Genomic DNA, 19,905 nt, shown 5'->3' with positions numbered 1-19,905 from the left:
TCCTTATTGCACAGCAAACTGACGGCGAATCTTTCTCATCAGTAAGAATAGCCAGGGCCACAGGATACCGTCGACCACGCTACTCCAGAAGATTTCCGGGCGGAAGGAGACGTTGATGACCAGAAATTCTGCCCAGAAAACAATCACATCAACCGCCAGCGACAGCACCATAACCATTAATGCCTGCTGCCACAACGCCAGATTGCGGAATAGCTGAAATTTAAAGGCCACCAGATAGGCGATAATGCTGAACGCCAGCGCACGCACGCCCAGCGTTGAGCCGGCGACCAAATCCATAATGGCGCCAAGGAAAAAGCCGGTGCCCACGTTGACCCGGTGCGGCAGCGCCAGCACCCAGTAGATCAGGATCAGCAATAGCCACGATGGCCGGAACATGTAAATCTGATCCGGCCACGGCATGATTTGCAGGATAAGCGCAACAAGGAAGGACAGCCAGATCACCCAACGCCCCTGGCTGCGATATCGACTCAAGGCTGGCCTCCGCGCGAGTTCGCCGGATTACCCTGCGAACGGCTGCTGGCGGCGGGCTGCGGCGGCCCCATCTGCTGATTTTGCTGCATCATGGCGGGTGCCGGCGGCCCCATTTCGCCCGCGGGCGGCAGCACCTGCGGCATCATCTGCATCAGGCGTTCGTTGGCCACGCGATGCACTTCGTCCGGTGCCATCGGCATGTCGCCATTCTTATCCGCCCCCCACAGCAGCAGCAGGTAGCGCAGACGCTGCAGACCGGCGGTCGGACGCGCCTGAATCACGGTATAGGCACGCTGTGTATCCACTTTCACTGACGACACCACGCCGACCGGATACCCTTCCGGGAAGCGTCCGCCCAGGCCTGACGTCACCAGCACATCACCGACGCGAATATCCGTATTGCCCGGCAGATGCTCCAGTTGCAGATCTTCGCTGCAGCCGTTACCGGCGGCGATGACGCGAATATCGTTACGCAGCACCTGAATCGGCAGGGCGTGCGAGGCATCGCAGATCAGCAGCACGCGGCTGGTCATCTGCCCTACCGCCACCACCTGGCCGACCACGCCTTTATCGCTGATCACCGGCTGGCCTTCATACACGCCGTTGACGCTGCCTTTATCGATGATCACCTGATCGGTGTAAGGATCGGTGCCGGTGGAGATCACCTGGGTCACCATTTTGTGCTCATCCTGACGCAGCGGCGAGCCGAGCAGCTCGCGCAGACGCGCGTTTTCCTGCTTGTATTGCCCCAGCATCAGCAGGTCACTGTTTTTCAGGAAGAGCTCACGGCGCAGCGCTTTGTTTTCCAGCTCCAGCTGCTGGCGCGAGGCCAGCGTTTCGGAAACGCCGTCAAGAAGCTGTCGTGGCCCGTTGGCCAGGAAGTAAAATGGACTGACCGACGTGTCCAGGTAGTTGCGGATCTGGGAGAACGTGCTGATCCGGCTATCGGCGACAATAATCGCGATAGCCACAATCACGGCCAGAAACAGGCGCAACTGCAGGGAAGGTCCCCTGCTAAAAATCGGCTTCATAAATTCTGCGAATTCCTCGACATCAGGGAAGAAGCGTGAGTGTCAGCACTCACGCCTCCAGGGCTGGACGCTATACGCCGTCGTGCGCAGCGTCGCCAGTTACCCCGCATCCTGCAAACCGCAGTGACGATGTTGTGCCGCTGCGCCCGGTGCCTGCTGCTGAGGCTGCCGTGCGGCATGCGATGGTCATCGTCCTGCCGTTGTGCTGATTTTGGGTATCGTCGCTATTCCCTGCGCAATTTGACCACGGTCTCAGCCGGAGAGGAATTACTCCTCGCTGAACAAATCGCCGCCATGCATGTCGATCATTTCCAGTGCTTTACCGCCGCCGCGCGCTACGCAGGTCAGCGGATCTTCTGCGACTACCACCGGAATACCGGTCTCTTCCATCAGCAGACGATCCAGGTTACGCAGCAGCGCACCGCCACCGGTCAGCACCATACCGCGCTCGGAGATGTCAGACGCCAGCTCCGGCGGGCACTGCTCCAGCGCGACCATCACGGCACTGACGATACCGGTCAGTGGCTCCTGCAGCGCTTCCAGGATTTCATTCGAGTTCAGCGTAAAGCCACGCGGCACGCCCTCAGCCAGGTTACGACCGCGCACTTCGATCTCGCGCACTTCGTCACCCGGATAAGCAGAACCGATCTCATGCTTGATACGCTCAGCGGTGGCTTCACCAATCAGCGAGCCGTAATTACGGCGCACGTAGTTAATGATAGCTTCATCGAAGCGATCGCCACCAATACGCACAGAAGAAGAGTAAACCACGCCGTTCAGGGAGATAACCGCGACTTCGGTCGTACCGCCACCGATATCCACCACCATCGAGCCGGTCGCTTCTGACACTGGCAGACCCGCGCCGATTGCCGCGGCCATGGGTTCTTCAATCAGGAACACTTCACGGGCACCGGCGCCCTGCGCCGATTCGCGGATGGCACGACGCTCAACCTGGGTCGCACCGACCGGCACGCACACCAGCACGCGTGGGCTGGGGCGCATAAAGCTGTTGCTGTGCACTTGCTTGATGAAGTGCTGGAGCATTTTTTCAGTCACGAAGAAGTCGGCGATAACGCCATCTTTCATCGGACGGATAGCTGCGATGTTACCCGGCGTACGGCCAAGCATCTGCTTTGCATCATGACCAACAGCCGCTACGCTCTTTGGGGAGCCGGCGCGATCCTGACGAATGGCAACCACAGAAGGCTCGTTCAGCACGATGCCTTGTCCTTTTACGTAAATCAGGGTATTCGCGGTACCCAGGTCAATGGACAAGTCATTGGAAAACATGCCACGAAATTTTTTAAACATACTAAGGGATAATCCTGCAAGCTGGGGGCGGAAAATAAAATCCGCCTACTTTACCAACCACGCGAAGCCGCTACAAGGCGCAAAAACGTTCTGCTTCGGTGAAAAACCAGGCTGAATAATTTTTCGCGGCGGTGCTGCCGTCCGACACCGGCGTTAAACGGCGCTAAGCTGCCGCTCTAAACGCAAATTCACCCGCCGGTCGCGGGTGAATTCCGACATAAAATCTAACATTTCCCGCCGCCGATCGCGCCGGCTGCGCACGGCATAAAGGCGAAAAATAGCCGCCTGCTGCCGTATCTGTGGCTGACGCGCTAAATCCGGTAACGTTGCGAGTGTTTCTTCACGTTACTGTTCACCGGCAGCGAAGGAGCAAAAAAGTCGCCCTGGCCGCCCGCGACGCCCAGCCCGGCCAGCGTTTGCCACTCCGCGCGCGTGCGTACACCGGCGGCAAAGACTTTGGTGGGCGTGGATTTACACACTTCCAGCAAACTTTGCACGAACAGCTGGTTTTCTGTACGGCGCTCAATGTTGCGAATCAGACCCGGGTCGAGCTTGATCAGCTCAATCGGGAACTGCTTGATGTAAGCGCTACTCACCACCGTTAATCCGGCCTGATCTACCGCAATCCGACAGCCAAACGCAGTCAGCATACGGAAAACCGGCACTAAACGATTGATGTGTTGACAAACATCCGCCTCAGCAAGTTCAAATAAAAATCGTTTTCTTTGCGATTTACTGCACTGCAGCAGCAATTTTTGCAGCCAGCGCTGGAACGGCCGTTGCAGCAGCGAATCGATATTCACCGGCAGCGCCAGCGTTTCATCCGGCCAGACCTCCGACAGCGCCGCAATACGCATGACCAGCTGGCGATCCCAGCTGTCGGCCATGCCAAGCTGCAGCACCAGCGGCATGAATTCTGCCGACACCACCTCTTTGTCGCCGTCGAACACGCGCGCCAGCATTTCACGGTGATGCACTTTGCCGTCCAGCAGCACCGCAGGTTTCTGGTACAGACGCGGGCCGCCGCGGTTTACGGTGTTTTCCAGCAGGGTGCGCCAGCGCACGCTGCCGCGCCCCATCTCCAGCGTATTGCCCTCGCCCACCGACCAGTTGTTGCCGCCCTGCAGCGCCGCCCGGCGCGTGGCCAGTTCAACATTCTCCATCACCTGCGACACCGACTCGCCGCTGCGCCAGGCGCTGATGCCAATGTGGATCAGATCATCGCGATCCACCATGCGCATCGGCGGCAGCGAATCCACCGCGTTGATCAGCTGGTCGGCAATGCTGTTGGCCTCTTTCAAAGTGCGGTGCGGCAGCAGTACGGCAAAGTCGCTGCGGAAATAGCGCGCCAGCAGCGCACCCGGATAGCGCAGCACGAAGGTGGAGAGCATGTTCACCAGGTCGAACAGGTATTCATCGACCAGCGTCGGTCCGAGGGTTTCATGTAGCGTGTCGAGGTCCGGCAGCCGCACCATCATCACCACACCGTGCGTGCCAACGTCTTCCTGGTCTTCCAGCAACGTGGCCAGTTGGTTATCGAAAAACAGGCGATTATTCAGGCCGGTACGCGAATCCTGTGCGGCAAAGGTGCGGATTAAGGTGTCGATACGCAGACGCTGCTCGCCGGCTTCCTGTAAATCCCCCAGCAGCAGATCGATAGCGCGGCTGGCTTTCGGCGGCCATTCGGCGATGGTATCGCTGCGCGGCGCGCGCTCGCCAGCCAGAATGCGCTCCGCGCGCGCCTCCAGCCGCTCCATATGCTGCCAGCGGCGGTTAAGCCAGCGGTGCGTCATCACCAGCAGCGCCGACATGATCGCCACCACCGTCAGCAGGATAATCAGCGTATAGGCACCGGTGAACGAGCGGAACCAGGTTTTGGCGGGATCGAGCACCACCACGCGCAGCGCCATACCCGGCGCGTGCACCAGCGGCACATCCAGTTGAATGAAACGGTTGGGCTCGTCTTCCAGCATCGGATTTTCATGACGCGCGAGGCGGAACAGCACGGTATCATCGTGATGCAGTTCCAGCTGTTCGGCATTGATGACGGGCATCAGGCGCGTCAGCCACTGCGTCAGTTCCTGCGGTGACTGGCTGGCCAGCGCTTTATCGACTTCCGTCGCCAGCGTCTCCACACGGTTCTCTACGCGCTGCTGCGACAGCCAGATAAAACTAAAAGCGCAGCCTACCAGCATCAGTAACATCGCCAGTAAGCTTAATAAGGTAATAAACGCAGAAAACTTGGTTGTTAATCGCATCCCTGTGCCTGTATCACTGCGGTTTATGAACGCCAGCCAACGGTTCGCGCCAGCCGCGCTGGTGCAAACCTGAGCAAATTATCACAATTACCGATCCAAATCAGCGCCCGCCCGGCGCCGGGTTTCGCCACCCTGCGGCGCGAGTATAACGTCAAAGTGTGAAGCGCTGGCTTCCGGGGCGGCTTTTTCGTCCTATTCTCAACAGAACGCACCGGCCAGGAAATTTCACATTTTGCCAGCGAAAGTGGCGCGCCGGGCAGCGTTTGATCATGCTAGCTGCAGTTAATCGATTTGCCGGAGAACGCCATGAAGCGCAAGCACATCCTTACCGAAGCCGATGTTACGCCGGAAAGCATTTTTAATCTGCGCCGCCGCCAGGTGCTGAAAGCGCTGGGGCTTGGCGCTGCCGCGGCCAGCCTGCCCGGCGGCGCACAGGCCGATGTGCTGAGCTGGTTTAAGGGCAATGACAGGCCGCCGGCGCCTGCCGGACGCGATCTGCAGTTCAGTAAACCGGCCCAGTGGCAGGCGGACCTGCCGCTGACGCCGTTTGATAAAGTCGCTGGCTACAACAACTTCTACGAATTTGGTCTCGACAAAGCCGATCCTGCCGCCAATGCCGGCACGCTGAAAACCGACCCGTGGCAATTGCGCATTGAGGGCGAAGTGGCGAAGCCAATGACGCTGGATATGGACGACATCTTCAAACGCTTCGCCATGGAGCAGCGTATCTATCGCATGCGCTGCGTTGAAGCCTGGTCGATGGTGATTCCCTGGGTAGGCTTTGAACTCAACAAGCTGCTGAAGCTGGCTGAACCCACCAGCAATGCCCGCTATGTCGCCTTCCAGACGCTATACGCGCCCGATCAGATGCCGGGACAAAAGGACCGCTTTATCGGCGGCGGGCTGGATTATCCCTATGTTGAAGGCTTGCGGCTGGACGAAGCGATGCATCCGCTGACGCTGCTCAGCACCGGCGTTTACGGCAAAGCGCTGCCGCCGCAAAACGGCGCGCCGATTCGCCTGACGGTGCCGTGGAAATATGGCTTCAAAGGGATTAAGTCGATCGTCAAAATTACCCTGACGCACGATCGTCCGCCTACCACCTGGAGCCAGATCGCCGCTAACGAGTATGGCTTCTACGCTAACGTGAATCCGCACGTCAACCACCCGCGCTGGTCGCAGGCGACTGAGCGCTTTATCGGTGCGGGCGGCATTCTCAAGGTGGAGCGCCAGCCGACGCTGCTGTTCAACGGTTATGCTAAAGAGGTGGCCTCGCTGTATCGCGGTCTCGATTTACGGGAGAACTACTGAGTGCGCCTGACATTACGCCACGTTACGCTGCTGAAAGTGGTGCTGCATCTGGCGGCGTTTCTGCCGCTGGTGTACCTGTTTCTGGCGGCAAATCAGGGCTGGCTGAGCGCCGATCCGGCGAAAGATATCCAGCATTTTACCGGCCGCATGGCGCTGAAGCTGCTGCTGGCGACGCTGCTGGTAAGCCCGCTGACGCGTTATCTGAAGCAGCCGCTGCTGATTCGTACCCGCCGGCTGCTCGGCCTGTGGTGCTTTGCCTGGGCCTGTCTGCATCTCACCAGCTACTATCTTCTGGAACTGGGTTACGATCATCTGCGATTACTCGGCAGTGAGATTGTTTCGCGCCCCTATTTGTTACTGGGCATGATCAGCTGGATTATTCTGTTTGCTCTCGCCGTCACCTCTTTTCAGCGCGCCCAGCGCAAACTGGGACGCCGCTGGCAAACGCTGCACAACGGCATCTATCTGGTCGCGATCCTCGCGCCTGTCCACTATCTTTGGTCTGTGAAAGTGCTGTCACCGCAGCCGTGGATTTATGCACTTCTGGCGCTGGCGCTGTTAGGCTGGCGTTACAATAAGTTGCGTAAACTTCTGCGCCGATAATCCCCGCAAGGTTGTTTTCCTGCTGCGAGATCTGTTAAAAGGTGTGGCCTTCGGGCCTCGCCGGATCAACTTCGCAGATAAGACCAGTATTTTGCTGCGAATTGCCTCGAAACGGATATAATGCCCGGCTTTATTGCAAGCGAAGTCTTCTTTTTCACTCTGAAGAGTGACAAATGAAGGATGTCGCGGTATTTTACGCGATGCCTCACTGATTGCAGGAGATAGCCGCAAGATGGCGCATAAATTTCACATACTGCTGTTAAACGGACCCAACCTGAACCTGTTGGGAACGCGCGAGCCTGAGAAGTATGGTCATACGACGCTGGCGCAGATTGTCAGCGATCTGACGCAACAGGCCGACCAGCACCATGTGAAATTGAGTCATTTGCAATCGAATGCGGAATACCAGCTGATTGATCGTATTCACGAAGCCCGCGGCAACGTCGATTACATCATCATCAACCCGGCTGCGTTTACGCACACCAGCGTTGCCCTGCGCGATGCGCTGTTGGCGGTTAGCATTCCTTTTATTGAGGTGCATCTCTCTAATGTGCATGCACGCGAACCGTTCCGACATCACTCCTATCTTTCCGATGTATCTGCCGGCGTCATCTGCGGACTGGGCGCCGACGGCTACTCGTGGGCTTTACAAACGGCCGTAAAACGCCTGTCACATTCCAATTAAACAGAGTACGGAACCACACTCATGGATATTCGTAAAATTAAGAAACTGATCGAACTGGTTGAAGAGTCCGGCATCGCTGAGCTGGAAATCTCTGAAGGCGAAGAGTCGGTTCGCATCAGCCGTTCACCTGCCAATGTCGGTTACCCTATGATGCAGCAGGCTTATGCTGTTCCGGCTCCACAGCCTGCGCTGGCTGCTGCGGTTGCACCTGCTGCTGCGCCTGTCGCTGCAGAAGCGGCTAAACCTGAAGTCAGCGGCCACATCGTGCGTTCGCCGATGGTCGGTACCTTCTATCGCACCCCAAGCCCGGACGCCAAAGCGTTTGTGGAAGTGGGTCAGAAAGTGAACGCTGGTGACACCCTGTGCATCGTTGAAGCGATGAAAATGATGAACCAGATCGAAGCCGATAAATCCGGCGTTGTGAAGGCGATCCTGGTGGAAAGCGGCCAGCCGGTTGAATTCGACGAGCCGCTGGTCGTCATCGAATAACGAGGCGAAGCATGCTGGATAAAATTGTCATTGCTAACCGTGGTGAGATTGCGCTTCGCATTCTGCGTGCCTGTAAAGAACTGGGCATCAAGACTGTGGCGGTACACTCCACGGCAGACCGCGATCTGAAGCACGTGCTGCTGGCGGACGAAACCGTCTGCATCGGCCCGGCGCAGTCGGTCAAAAGTTATCTTAATATCCCGGCGCTGATCTCCGCCGCCGAAATCACCGGCGCGGTTGCGATCCATCCGGGCTACGGCTTCCTCTCTGAGAACGCCGATTTCGCCGAGCAGGTTGAGCGCTCTGGCTTTATCTTCATCGGTCCGAAAGCCGACACCATTCGCCTGATGGGCGACAAAGTGTCAGCGATCAACGCGATGAAAAAAGCCGGCGTACCGACCGTACCAGGCTCTGACGGTTCGCTGACCGACGACATGGAGAAAAACCGTGCCATCGCTAAGCGCATCGGCTATCCGGTGATCATCAAAGCCTCTGGCGGCGGCGGCGGTCGTGGTATGCGCGTTGTGCGCAGCGACAAGGATCTTGAGCAGTCCATCAACATGACGAAAGCGGAAGCCAAAGCGGCTTTCAACAACGACATGGTGTACATGGAGAAATTCCTCGAGAATCCACGCCACATCGAGATTCAGGTTCTGGCCGATGGTCAGGGCAACGCCATCTATCTGGCCGAACGTGACTGCTCCATGCAGCGCCGCCACCAGAAAGTGGTCGAAGAAGCACCAGCACCGGGCATCACGCCGGAACTGCGTCGCTACATCGGCGAGCGCTGCTCTAACGCCTGCGTGGAGATCGGCTATCGCGGTGCCGGTACGTTCGAGTTCCTGTATGAAAACGGTGAGTTCTACTTCATCGAGATGAACACCCGTATTCAGGTGGAACATCCGGTCACCGAGATGATCACCGGCGTCGACCTGATCAAAGAGCAGCTGCGTATTGCTGCCGGTCAGCCGCTGTCAATCAAACAGGAAGATGTGGTGGTGCGCGGTCATGCGGTCGAGTGCCGTATCAACGCCGAAGACCCGAACACCTTCCTGCCGAGCCCGGGCAAGATCACCCGTTTCCACGCGCCAGGCGGTTTTGGCGTGCGCTGGGAATCGCACATCTATGCCGGCTACAGCGTGCCGCCGTACTACGACTCAATGATTGGTAAGCTGATCACCTACGGCGAAAACCGTGACGTGGCTATTGCGCGCATGAAAAATGCGCTGGCAGAACTGATCATCGACGGCATCAAGACTAACGTCGATCTGCAGATGCGCATCATGACCGACGAAAACTTCCAGCAGGGTGGTACTAACATCCACTATCTGGAGAAAAAACTCGGCCTGCACGAGAAGTAAGCGCAGCGCAGAGCAATGCAGAGGCCGGTTAAACCGGCCTTTTTCATTTTTGTTGCCTTTGAGGTTGCATGATGGATGGGCGTTTTTTGCAAGCTAACAAAGAGGCGCGCTGGTCGCTGTACCTGACGCTGGCGTACCTCGCCGTCTGGGGCGTGTCCGCATGGCTCGGCGGCACACAAAGCGGTTTCACCGGTTTACCGCGCTGGTTTGAGTTCTCCTGCGTGTTCGCGCCCGTGCTGTTCATCGGCCTGTGCTGGCTGATGGTGCGCGTGGTGTTCCGCGATATGTCTCTGGAGGACCACGATGGAAACTGAAATCATTCTGCCACTGCTGGCCTATCTGGTGCTGATTGCCGGGCTGTCGGTGTTTGCCATGCGCAAACAGCGCCACGGCAACTTCCTGAGTGAGTATTTCCTCGGCAGTCGCTCAATGGGCGGTTTTGTGCTGGCGATGACCATCACCACCACTTACATCAGCGCCAGCTCATTTATTGGCGGGCCGGGCGCGGCGTATAAATACGGGCTGGGCTGGGTACTGCTGGCGATGATTCAGGTGCCGGCGGTCTGGCTGTCGCTCGGCGTGCTGGGCAAAAAATTCGCGATTCTGGCGCGACGCTACAACGCGGTGACGCTCAATGACATGCTGTACGGCCGCTACCGCAGCCCGCTGCTCATCTGGCTGGCCAGTATCAGCCTGCTGGTGGCGTTTATTGGTGCCATGACGGTACAGTTCATCGGCGGCGCGCGCCTGCTGGAGACGGCCGCCGGTATTCCTTATGATACCGGGCTGCTGATTTTTGGCGGCACCATCGCGCTGTATACCGCGTTCGGTGGTTTTCGCGCCAGCGTGCTCAACGATGCCATGCAAGGGCTGGTGATGCTGATTGGCACCTTCCTGCTGCTGTTTGCCGTCATCCACCAGGCGGGCGGCCTGGCAACGGCGGTCACCAAACTGCGTAGCATCGATCCGCAGCTGGTGTCACCGGAAGGCGTCGGCAACGTCATCAATCCAACCTTCCTCAGTTCGTTTGCCGTGCTGGTGTGCTTTGGCGTGATTGGGCTGCCGCATACCGCCGTGCGCTGCATCTCCTACAAAGACAGCAAAGCGATGCATCGCGGTATCATCCTCGGCACTATCGTGGTGGTGATACTGATGCTCGGCATGCATCTGGCCGGCGCACTCGGTCGCGCGGTACTGCCGGATCTGGCGATTCCGGATCGCGTGATCCCAACGCTGATGATCACCGTGCTGCCACCGATGGCGGCTGGCGTGTTCCTCGCCGCGCCAATGGCGGCGATCATGTCGACGATTAACGCGCAGCTGCTGCAATCGTCCGCTACGCTGATCAAAGATCTTTACCTGCGTATCGCGCCGCAGCACAGCGAGAACGAGGCGCGTCTGCGGCTGCTCTCCGGCACCATCACCTTTGTGCTCGGCCTGCTGCTGCTGCTGGCGGCCTGGAATCCGCCAGATATGATTATCTGGCTCAACCTGCTGGCGTTCGGTGGCCTTGAAGCGGTCTTTCTGTGGCCGCTGGTGCTGGGACTGTACTGGGAGCGCGCCAATGCGGCGGGCGCCATCAGTGGCATGGTGGTGGGAGCCGGATGCTATACGCTGCTTGCCAGCCTGAAAATCGAAGTGTGGGGCTTTCACCCTATCGTGCCATCGTTGACATTAAGCCTGCTGGCCTTCCTGGTGGGTAATCTGTTCGGCAGCGCGCCTGACACTCGCGATGCTGCCCTGGAATAAAAGAGAAACGCTATGCCATGGATTCAAATCAAAATTAACAGCACCGGCGAGCACGCCGAAACCCTCAGCGACGCGCTGATGGATGCCGGTGCGGTGTCAGTCACCTTTCAGGACACGCACGACAACCCGGTGTATGAGCCGCTGCCCGGTGAAACCCGCCTGTGGGGCGATACCGATGTGACTGGCCTGTTCGACGCGGAAACCGCCATGGACGACGTAGTGGCTGAACTGAGCCAGCATCCGCTGCTGGGATCGGGTTTCCGCCATAAGATCGAACAGATCGAGGATAAAGACTGGGAGCGCGAATGGATGGATAACTTCCATCCGATGCGCTTCGGTGAACGCCTGTGGATCTGCCCCAGCTGGCGCGACGTGCCGGATCCGGATGCAGTCAACGTGATGCTTGATCCCGGTCTGGCCTTTGGTACCGGCACCCATCCCACCACGTCGCTGTGCCTGAGCTGGCTGGATGGTCTCGATCTGCAGGGCAAAACGGTGATCGATTTTGGCTGTGGCTCCGGCATTCTGGCTATCGCCGCGCTGAAACTCGGTGCAGCTCAGGCGATCGGCATTGATATCGATCCGCAGGCGATCCAGGCCAGCCGCGATAACGCGGAGCGCAACGGCGTGGCCGACCGCCTGTCGCTGTATCTGCCGCACCAGCAGCCGGAAAACCTGCAGGCGGATGTGGTGGTCGCCAATATCCTCGCCGGTCCGCTGCGCGAACTGGCGCCGCTGATTGGCGTGCTGCCGAAAGCCGGCGGCCATCTCGGTCTGTCCGGCGTGCTGGCCAGCCAGGCGGAAAGCGTGTGTGAAGCCTATGCGGAGCGCTTTGCGCTGGACGCCGTGGCGGAAAAAGAAGAGTGGTGTCGCATCACTGGCGTGCGCCGCTAACCGACGCATGGGCCAGCAACTGCTGGCCCGATTTCCCCGTCTGAGACCTGTCTCAAATCCCCGCCAGCCCCGTTTTCCTGCCGTTTCTTTACATTGAAATCAGTAGACTGCCGCACCAGGCGATAGCGCTATCCCTGTTAACCGTGTCGTGCGCGGCACATAACATTGATATATCGCTTAGTGAATAAATGATGATGAAAAGCAAACACACACTGATCGCTCTGCTGCTGGCAGCAGCGCCTTTTGCTCACGTTCAGGCTGCCGCCTGGGATTACGCACAGCCACAGCAGTGGGGCGACCTGTCCCCTGATTTTCACGTCTGCAAGCAGGGCGTGAATCAGTCGCCGATTGATATTCGCCAGGCGCTGCATGCCAGTCTGCCGGCGCTGACGCTGGAACTGCAGGCGCGCCAGGCCGCCATTGTTAACAACGGCCATACCGTGCAGATCAACCTGCAGCAGGGCGATACGCTGACGCTGGACGGCGAGACCTTCACGCTGAAGCAGTTCCACTTCCATACCCCGAGCGAAAACCTGATCGACGGCAAACGCTATCCGCTTGAGGGCCACTTTGTATTCAGTGACGAGCAGCAGCAGCTGGCGGTCATCGGGGTGATGTTCGAAGCCGGTGCGGCAAATCCGGTACTGACGACGCTGCTGGATACGCTGCCGGCGCAGGTCAATCAGCCAGCTACGCTGCAGCAGGATGTCGATATTACGCCACTGCTGCCCGCCGATCGCCGTTACTACCGCTTCAGCGGTTCACTCACCACGCCACCGTGCAGTGAAGGCGTGCGCTGGCTGGTGATGAAGCAACCGGTAACGGCTTCTGCACAGCAGCTGCAGGCCTTTAGCGCGGTGCTGGGTGAACACGGTAACAGCCGCCCGGTACAGCCGCTCAATGGCCGGCTGGTGGTTGAGTAACGAAATACTCACTAAACGTAAATAAACCGTTCACTTTTCAATCAAATCACCGCCATTTCTCTTGCCGATTCGCGGAAGTGGCGGTTTTTATGTTGTGATTCAGCGCATATTTTTGGAAAAACTTTTGCTCACAATTTCAGCGTATTTTTGTAATTCACTGAATTTAAACAAGTAATGATGAATACCCCGCTGCTAAGCCCCATTTCCCTGATCTTAAACGGCGAATTGTTCAAAGTTTGGCCTTTCATCTTCCGGAAAAAATGCGTAATATACGCCGCCTTGCGAACAGTTAGGGTCACTTCTTTTTCATGCGCATTGGACATCACCAGCTACGTAATCGACTCATCGCTGCGCCTATGGCCGGAGTTTCCGACAAGCCATTTCGCACCCTGTGTTATGACAACGGCGCCGGTATGACTGTCTCCGAGATGCTGTCATCGAACCCGGAAGTCTGGGCCAGTGACAAATCGCGTTTGCGTATGGTGCATAGTGACGAGCCCGGTATTCGCGCCGTGCAAATTGCGGGTTGCGATCCCGATGAGATGGCCGCCGCCGCGCGCATTAATGTTGCGTCCGGTGCACAGGTTATCGACATCAACATGGGCTGCCCGGCTAAAAAAGTGAATCGTAAGATGGCAGGTTCAGCGCTGCTGCAGCATCCGCAGCTGGTGGAGTCAATCCTCCGTGCGGTGGTGAACGCAGTCGATGTACCGGTTACGCTGAAGATTCGCACCGGCTGGGACAAAGAAAATCGTAATTGTGTAGAGATTGCCCAATTGGCTGAACGCTGTGGTATTCAGGCCCTGACCATTCATGGCCGCACGCGCGCCTGTTTGTTTGAAGGGCAAGCTGAATACGACAGCATTCGGACAGTTAAGCAGAGCGTCGCTATTCCGATTATCGCGAATGGTGACATTACTGACCCGCACAAAGCCAGGGCAGTGCTCGACTACACCGGAGCCGATGCTCTGATGGTGGGACGCGCTGCTCAGGGAAGACCGTGGATCTTCCGGGAAATCCAGCATTATCTGGACACAGGGGAGCTGCTGGCACCGAAGCCGCTGGCTGAAGTGAAGCATATGCTGATTGGACACATACGGGAGCTGCACGACTTTTACGGTCAGCGCAAGGGATACCGTATTGCCCGAAAACACGTTTCCTGGTATTTGCAGGAAAGTGCCCCTGACGACCAGTTTCGGCGCACATTCAACGCCATAGAGGATGCCAGCGAACAGCTGGAGGCGTTGGAGGCATACTTCGAAAATCTTGCGTAAACGAAATAAAGAGCTGAAAGAACTATGTTCGAACAACGCGTAAATTCTGACGTACTGACCGTTTCTACCGTTAACTCACAGGATCAGGTGACGCAAAAGCCTCTGCGTGATTCGGTTAAACAGGCACTGAAGAACTATTTTGCTCAACTGAACGGTCAGGATGTAAGTGACCTGTATGAGCTGGTACTGGCTGAAGTCGAGCAGCCTCTGTTGGACATGGTGATGCAGTATACCCGTGGCAACCAGACCCGCGCTGCCCTGATGATGGGCATCAACCGCGGTACGCTGCGTAAGAAGCTGAAAAAATACGGCATGAACTAAGCGTTCTGGTTCCTTGCTGCGATAACGCCAGCCTTTGGGCTGGCGTTTTTGTTGCTGCTGTTTGTGTGTTAACACCGCGTGAAACGATTATCGTCAAAATGGTAACGATAGTTGCAATTGCCGGCGTGATAGCTCATCTCTCTCAGGGCCGCTGCCCTGCCCTGTTTTCGCGCAGAAAAAATCCTTCCGATCGCCCCTCAGCCCGCTTTGTTTGTGATCCTGAACCGCTTCAGCGGTAATTCCACTTTGCTGTACACCTGTTCATGAGCGTTAGCTCACACTGCTTCCATATAGTGAAACTTTTTGCACTATTTGTGATCGTGGCGACTCGTCATGCTGCCTTTTGGTGCGCGATAGTAGCGACAACTTTCCGGATACGTCCGTTTATTAAAAGATCTTTCCAGTGAATTCAGGATTCTGCAAACCTGGCATCAGCTTTGCAGTGTCGTGGATGGCTAAACGCCACAGAAAGAAATAAGCGCACAGTAAAGTGCGCGCAAACATAACAACACACGATCTCGCCACACAGGATGCTTTATGAAAAAGATGATGCTTTCCACCCTGATTGCTGCCGCCTCGCTGTTCGCCGTGACCCAGCAGGCGCACGCAGGCACCACGCTGGACGCCATTAAGAAGAAAGGGTTTATACAGTGCGGTATCAGCGATGGTCTGCCAGGGTTCTCCTACGCTGACGCCAGCGGCAAATTCACCGGTATCGATGTTGACGTGTGTCGCGCTGCTGCTGCTGCGGTCTTCGGCGATGCCAGCAAAGTAAAATACACCCCGCTGACCGCCAAAGAGCGCTTCACTGCGCTGCAGTCAGGCGAGGTGGATATCCTGTCGCGTAACACCACCTGGACCTCATCACGCGATGGCGGCATGGGCTTCCTGTTCGCCGGCGTAAACTACTATGACGGCATCGGCTTCCTGACCCATAAGAAAGCCGGTCTGAAAAGCGCCAAAGAGCTGGATGGTGCCACCGTGTGTATCCAGGCCGGTACTGATACCGAGCTGAACGTGGCCGACTACTTTAAAGCTAACAAAATGCAGTACACGCCGGTCACCTTCGACCGCTCTGATGAATCCGCCAAAGCGCTGGATAGCGGCCGCTGCGATACCCTCTCTTCTGACCAGTCACAGCTGTATGCGCTGCGCATCAAGCTGGGCAAGCCGGATGACTTTATCGTACTGCCAGAAGTGATTTCAAAAGAGCCGCTGGGCCCGGTCGTGCGTCGCGGTGATGATGACTGGTTCACCATCGTGAAATGGTCGCTGTTCGCCATGCTGAATGCGGAAGAGATGGGCATCAGCTCGAAGAACGTTGATGAGATGGCGGCGAAGCCAACCACGCCAGATATGGCACACCTGCTGGGCGCAGAGGGTGATTTCGGTAAAGACCTGAAGCTCGACAACAAGTGGGCGTACAACATCATCAAGCAGGTTGGTAACTATCAGGAAGTGTTCGATCGTAACGTTGGTAAAGACAGCGCGCTGAAAATTGCACGCGGCCAGAATGCGCTCTGGAACCAGGGCGGCATCCAGTACGCTCCACCAGTGCGTTAATTGTCTCCTGCCAGTCGGGCACCGCATCCTGCGGTGCCCACGCGTATTCTTCACTGAGGTTTTAACATGTCGCAACGCCCAACCGTGAAAAGGGATTTTTCGTTCGGTAATCCTACGGTTCGCGCCTGGCTTTACCAGATTGTCGCGATTGTGGCGGTGTTTGCTGTGGTGGGTTATCTGATCCACAACACGGTGATCAACCTTGCCAATCGCGGTATTACCTCCGGCTTTGGCTTTCTTGAGCGCAACGCCGGTTTCGGCATCGTCCAGCATCTGATCGATTACAGCGAAGGCGATACCTACGCGCGCGTGTTTATGGTCGGGTTAACCAACACCCTGCTGGTCTCCGCGCTCTGTATTGTCTTCGCCTCGATCCTCGGCTTCGCCATCGGTCTGGCGCGCCTGTCGGATAACTGGCTGCTGCGCAAGCTGTCGACCATTTATATCGAGACGTTCCGTAATATCCCGCCGCTGCTGCAAATCTTCTTCTGGTACTTTGCCGTGCTGCGCAATCTGCCGGGCCCGCGTCAGGCGCTGAACGCGTTCGATCTGGCTTTTGTCAGCAACCGCGGTTTGTATATACCGTGGCCGGAGTATGCACCCGGCACCTGGCCATTCCTGATCGCGCTGGCGATTGCCATCGCCGCCAGCGCCGCGCTGTTCCGCTTCAACCGCAAGCATCAGCTGAAAACCGGACAGCTGCGCCGCACCTGGCCCGCTGCGGCCGGTTTAATTGTGCTGCTGCCGCTGATCGCCCATACGCTGTTTGGTGCCGCCACGCACTGGGATGTGCCCGAGCTGCGCGGTTTCAACTTCCGCGGTGGCTTTGCCATGATTCCGGAACTGGCAGCGCTGACGCTGGCACTGTCGATCTACACCTCTTCCTTTATTGCTGAGGTGATTCGCGCCGGGATTCAGTCAGTACCGCATGGTCAGAGCGAAGCAGCACGTTCGCTCGGGCTGCCCAACCCGGTTACGCTGCGTCAGGTGATCATTCCGCAGGCGATGCGCGTGATTATCCCGCCGCTCACCAGCCAGTACCTTAACATCGTAAAAAACTCCTCGCTGGCGGCCGCGATCGGCTATCCGGATATGGTGTCGCTGTTTGCCGGCACCGTACTGAATCAGACCGGCCAGGCAATTGAAACCATTGCCATCACCATGGCGGTTTATCTGATTATCAGTCTGCTCATTTCGCTGCTGATGAACCTCTATAACCGCAAAATTGCGCTGGTTGAGCGTTAAGAGAACGGAACCATTATGTCTGTGACCACACACGAAACGCCGCCGGTGTCGGGCAATCCACTGGGTAAAGCCTGGCTCTGGGCACGTAAAAACCTGTTCTCCAGCTGGCTGAATACGCTGCTCACGTTACTCAGCCTGTGGATTATCTGGAGCGTTATCCCGCCGGCGCTGAACTGGTTGATCTTCCAGGCTAACTGGATTGGCGAAACCCGTGCGGACTGTACGAAAGCGGGCGCCTGCTGGGTCTTTATCCACGCGCGCTTTGGCCAGTTCATGTACGGGCTCTATCCGCATGAGCTGCGCTGGCGCATCAATCTGGCGCTGGTGATTGGCCTGCTGTCGATTGTGCCGATGTTTATCAAATCCATGCCGCGCTGCGGCCGCTATATCGCCTGCTGGGCGGTGATCTATCCGGTCGTCGTCTGGCTGCTGCTGTATGGCGGCTATTTCGGGCTGGACCGCGTGGAAACGCGCCAGTGGGGCGGCCTGACGCTGACGCTGATTATCGCATCTGTCGGCATTGCCGGGGCGCTGCCGCTCGGCATTCTGCTGGCGCTGGGCCGTCGCTCTAAAATGCCGGTGGTACGCACCCTGTCGGTGATTTTCATTGAGTTCTGGCGTGGCGTACCGCTGATTACCGTGCTGTTCATGTCTTCAGTGATGCTGCCGCTGTTTATGGCGGAAGGCACCACAATAGACAAACTGGTGCGTGCGCTGGTTGGCGTGATCCTGTTCCAGTCGGCGTATGTCGCCGAAGTGGTACGTGGCGGGCTGCAGGCCCTGCCTAAAGGCCAGTACGAAGCGGCAGAGTCGCTGGCGCTCGGCTACTGGAAAACCCAGGCGCTGGTGATTTTACCGCAGGCGCTCAAGCTGACCATTCCCGGTCTGGTGAACACCATCATCGCGCTGTTTAAAGATACCAGCCTGGTGATCATCATCGGTCTGTTCGATCTGTTCAGTAGCGTGCAGCAGGCAACCGTCGACCCTACATGGCTGGGTATGTCGACCGAAGGCTATGTCTTCGCTGCACTGGTTTACTGGATTTTCTGTTTTAGCATGTCGCGCTATAGCCAGTATCTGGAGAAGCGCTTCCACACCGGGCGTAAATCGCACTGAGGTTTTACATGACACAAACAATGACAACGGCGGCTAACGCCATGATGATTACGCTCGAGAACGTGAACAAATGGTACGGGCAATTCCACGTGCTGAAAGATATCAACCTGCAGGTGAAACCGCGCGAGCGTATCGTGCTGTGCGGCCCTTCGGGTTCCGGTAAATCCACCACCATTCGCTGCATCAACCATCTGGAAGAGCATCAGCAGGGACGGATTGTCGTAGACGGCATTCACCTGAATGATGACGTACGCAATATTGAACGCGTGCGCACCGAAGTCGGCATGGTATTTCAGCACTTCAATCTTTTCCCGCATCTGACCGTTCTGCAGAACTGCACGCTGGCACCGATGTGGGTACGCAAGATGCCAAAGAAAGAGGCCGAAGAGCTGGCGATGCACTATCTGCAGCGCGTGCGCATTGCTGAGCATGCCCATAAGTTTCCCGGGCAGCTCTCTGGCGGACAGCAGCAGCGCGTGGCCATCGCCCGTTCGCTGTGTATGAAGCCGAAGATTATGTTATTCGATGAACCCACCTCCGCGCTCGACCCTGAGATGGTTAAAGAGGTGCTGGATACCATGATCGGCCTGGCGGAAGACGGGATGACGATGCTGTGTGTGACGCATGAGATGGGCTTTGCGCGTACGGTTGCCGATCGGGTGATCTTCATGGATCGCGGTGAAATCGTGGAGATGGCGCCGCCGGAAGAGTTCTTTGCGAATCCGAAATCCGAGCGGACCCGGGCGTTTCTGTCGCAGGTTATCCACTAAGCGAACACAATTCGCCGCATCATTCAGCCCTTGCCAGCATGGCAGGGGCTTTTTTATGTCTGTGGATTTTATTGAGGGTTTTTATTGCGATAAAGGTCACCGCGGAAAACAAAAAAGCCCTGAACAGATGTTCAGGGCTTTCGTGTTTGATGCCTGGCAGTTCCCTACTCTCGCATGGGGAGACCCCACACTACCATCGGCGCTACGGCGTTTCACTTCTGAGTTCGGCATGGGGTCAGGTGGGACCACCGCGCTGTTGCCGCCAGGCAAATTCTTTTAAACCGAACTCATGCCATAACTGGTGCTGATACCCAGAGTCGAACTGGGGACCTCACCCTTACCAAGGGTGCGCTCTACCAACTGAGCCATATCAGCACACTAAATTTGATGCCTGGCAGTTCCCTACTCTCGCATGGGGAGGCCCCACACTACCATCGGCGCTACGGCGTTTCACTTCTGAGTTCGGCATGGGGTCAGGTGGGACCACCGCGCTGTTGCCGCCAGGCAAA

Annotated in this window: 19 protein-coding genes, 1 tRNA gene and 2 rRNA genes; 15 read left to right on the top strand and 7 right to left on the bottom strand. The window is 57.2% G+C overall.

What is annotated here, in order from left to right; all coding sequences use genetic code 11:
* Window positions 1-3: 3 nt before the first annotated feature.
* From mreD to csrD, 4 genes are all read right to left on the bottom strand, one after another.
* Complete coding sequence (mreD, locus tag F3J36_RS23780) at window positions 4-492, bottom strand: rod shape-determining protein MreD (protein WP_031279826.1); 489 nt, start codon at window positions 490-492, stop codon at window positions 4-6.
* The gene (gene mreC / locus F3J36_RS23775; RefSeq protein ID WP_021508152.1) at window positions 489-1,523 is read right to left on the bottom strand and encodes a rod shape-determining protein MreC; all 1,035 of its coding nucleotides are present in this window, start codon (window positions 1,521-1,523) and stop codon (window positions 489-491) included. The genes mreD and mreC overlap by 4 nt, the downstream gene beginning before the upstream one ends.
* A 267-nt stretch (window positions 1,524-1,790) precedes the next feature.
* A complete protein-coding gene (gene mreB / locus F3J36_RS23770; RefSeq protein ID WP_003855260.1) occupies window positions 1,791-2,834 on the bottom strand; it encodes a rod shape-determining protein MreB in 1,044 nt (347 codons plus the stop codon).
* Between the two features lie 311 nt (window positions 2,835-3,145).
* Window positions 3,146-5,092 (bottom strand): RNase E specificity factor CsrD, encoded by a 1,947-nt coding sequence (csrD, locus tag F3J36_RS23765; protein ID WP_088516099.1) that lies wholly within the window; start codon window positions 5,090-5,092, stop codon window positions 3,146-3,148.
* A gap of 306 nt (window positions 5,093-5,398) precedes the next feature.
* Here csrD and msrP point away from each other — a divergent pair, with 306 nt between their 5' ends.
* The 15 genes from msrP to F3J36_RS23690 all read left to right on the top strand — a co-directional run bounded on the left by msrP (window position 5,399) and on the right by F3J36_RS23690 (window position 19,396).
* On the top strand, window positions 5,399-6,403 hold the full coding sequence (msrP, locus tag F3J36_RS23760; RefSeq protein ID WP_058759882.1) for a protein-methionine-sulfoxide reductase catalytic subunit MsrP: 1,005 nt from the start codon (window positions 5,399-5,401) through the stop codon (window positions 6,401-6,403).
* Window positions 6,404-7,006 (top strand): protein-methionine-sulfoxide reductase heme-binding subunit MsrQ, encoded by a 603-nt coding sequence (gene msrQ, locus F3J36_RS23755; RefSeq protein ID WP_058775721.1) that lies wholly within the window; start codon window positions 6,404-6,406, stop codon window positions 7,004-7,006.
* A gap of 232 nt (window positions 7,007-7,238) precedes the next feature.
* Window positions 7,239-7,691, top strand: a complete 453-nt coding sequence (aroQ, locus tag F3J36_RS23750; protein WP_059011527.1) for a type II 3-dehydroquinate dehydratase — start codon at window positions 7,239-7,241, stop codon at window positions 7,689-7,691.
* A 21-nt stretch (window positions 7,692-7,712) separates the two neighbouring features.
* A complete protein-coding gene (accB, locus tag F3J36_RS23745; RefSeq protein WP_058759883.1) occupies window positions 7,713-8,180 on the top strand; it encodes an acetyl-CoA carboxylase biotin carboxyl carrier protein in 468 nt (155 codons plus the stop codon).
* An 11-nt stretch (window positions 8,181-8,191) separates the two neighbouring features.
* Complete coding sequence (gene accC, locus F3J36_RS23740) at window positions 8,192-9,541, top strand: acetyl-CoA carboxylase biotin carboxylase subunit (RefSeq protein WP_021508158.1); 1,350 nt, start codon at window positions 8,192-8,194, stop codon at window positions 9,539-9,541.
* A gap of 71 nt (window positions 9,542-9,612) precedes the next feature.
* On the top strand, window positions 9,613-9,855 hold the full coding sequence (locus F3J36_RS23735; RefSeq protein ID WP_021508159.1) for a YhdT family protein: 243 nt from the start codon (window positions 9,613-9,615) through the stop codon (window positions 9,853-9,855).
* Window positions 9,845-11,290: a sodium/pantothenate symporter gene (panF, locus tag F3J36_RS23730; protein ID WP_166720756.1), complete on the top strand. Its 1,446-nt coding sequence runs from the start codon at window positions 9,845-9,847 to the stop codon at window positions 11,288-11,290. The genes F3J36_RS23735 and panF overlap by 11 nt, the downstream gene beginning before the upstream one ends.
* A gap of 12 nt (window positions 11,291-11,302) precedes the next feature.
* Window positions 11,303-12,184, top strand: coding sequence for a 50S ribosomal protein L11 methyltransferase (gene prmA, locus F3J36_RS23725; protein WP_021508161.1), 882 nt, complete (start codon window positions 11,303-11,305; stop codon window positions 12,182-12,184).
* A gap of 194 nt (window positions 12,185-12,378) precedes the next feature.
* On the top strand, window positions 12,379-13,107 hold the full coding sequence (locus F3J36_RS23720) for a carbonic anhydrase (protein WP_031279827.1): 729 nt from the start codon (window positions 12,379-12,381) through the stop codon (window positions 13,105-13,107).
* A 308-nt stretch (window positions 13,108-13,415) separates the two neighbouring features.
* Window positions 13,416-14,381 (top strand): tRNA dihydrouridine synthase DusB, encoded by a 966-nt coding sequence (dusB, locus tag F3J36_RS23715; RefSeq protein WP_040679767.1) that lies wholly within the window; start codon window positions 13,416-13,418, stop codon window positions 14,379-14,381.
* Between the two features lie 24 nt (window positions 14,382-14,405).
* Complete coding sequence (gene fis, locus F3J36_RS23710; RefSeq protein ID WP_003855228.1) at window positions 14,406-14,702, top strand: DNA-binding transcriptional regulator Fis; 297 nt, start codon at window positions 14,406-14,408, stop codon at window positions 14,700-14,702.
* 537 nt (window positions 14,703-15,239) lie between these two features.
* Entirely contained in the window at window positions 15,240-16,265 is a 1,026-nt protein-coding gene (locus F3J36_RS23705; protein ID WP_058759887.1) for an amino acid ABC transporter substrate-binding protein, read from the top strand.
* A 66-nt stretch (window positions 16,266-16,331) separates the two neighbouring features.
* A complete protein-coding gene (locus F3J36_RS23700; RefSeq protein WP_021508165.1) occupies window positions 16,332-17,510 on the top strand; it encodes an amino acid ABC transporter permease in 1,179 nt (392 codons plus the stop codon).
* Window positions 17,511-17,525: 15 nt separating this feature from the next.
* Window positions 17,526-18,626 carry an amino acid ABC transporter permease gene (locus F3J36_RS23695; RefSeq protein WP_166720754.1) on the top strand — a complete coding sequence of 367 codons (1,101 nt, stop codon included), beginning with the start codon at window positions 17,526-17,528 and terminating at the stop codon, window positions 18,624-18,626.
* 8 nt (window positions 18,627-18,634) lie between these two features.
* Complete coding sequence (locus F3J36_RS23690) at window positions 18,635-19,396, top strand: amino acid ABC transporter ATP-binding protein (RefSeq protein WP_058759889.1); 762 nt, start codon at window positions 18,635-18,637, stop codon at window positions 19,394-19,396.
* A 151-nt stretch (window positions 19,397-19,547) separates the two neighbouring features.
* Here the strand turns inward: F3J36_RS23690 and rrf (F3J36_RS23685) are convergent.
* The 3 genes from rrf (F3J36_RS23685) to rrf (F3J36_RS23675) form a co-directional block, all read right to left on the bottom strand.
* Window positions 19,548-19,663: ribosomal RNA gene (rrf, locus tag F3J36_RS23685) — 5S ribosomal RNA — on the bottom strand.
* A gap of 32 nt (window positions 19,664-19,695) precedes the next feature.
* Window positions 19,696-19,771, bottom strand: a tRNA-Thr gene (locus tag F3J36_RS23680).
* A gap of 14 nt (window positions 19,772-19,785) precedes the next feature.
* Window positions 19,786-19,901 (bottom strand): 5S ribosomal RNA (gene rrf / locus F3J36_RS23675).
* Between the last annotated feature and the right edge of the window lie 4 nt (window positions 19,902-19,905).

This window comes from Pantoea sp. Cy-640, assembly GCF_011752635.1.
Classification (GTDB): domain Bacteria; phylum Pseudomonadota; class Gammaproteobacteria; order Enterobacterales; family Enterobacteriaceae; genus Pantoea; species Pantoea dispersa.
This window is presented reverse-complemented; position numbering and strand designations above follow the sequence as displayed.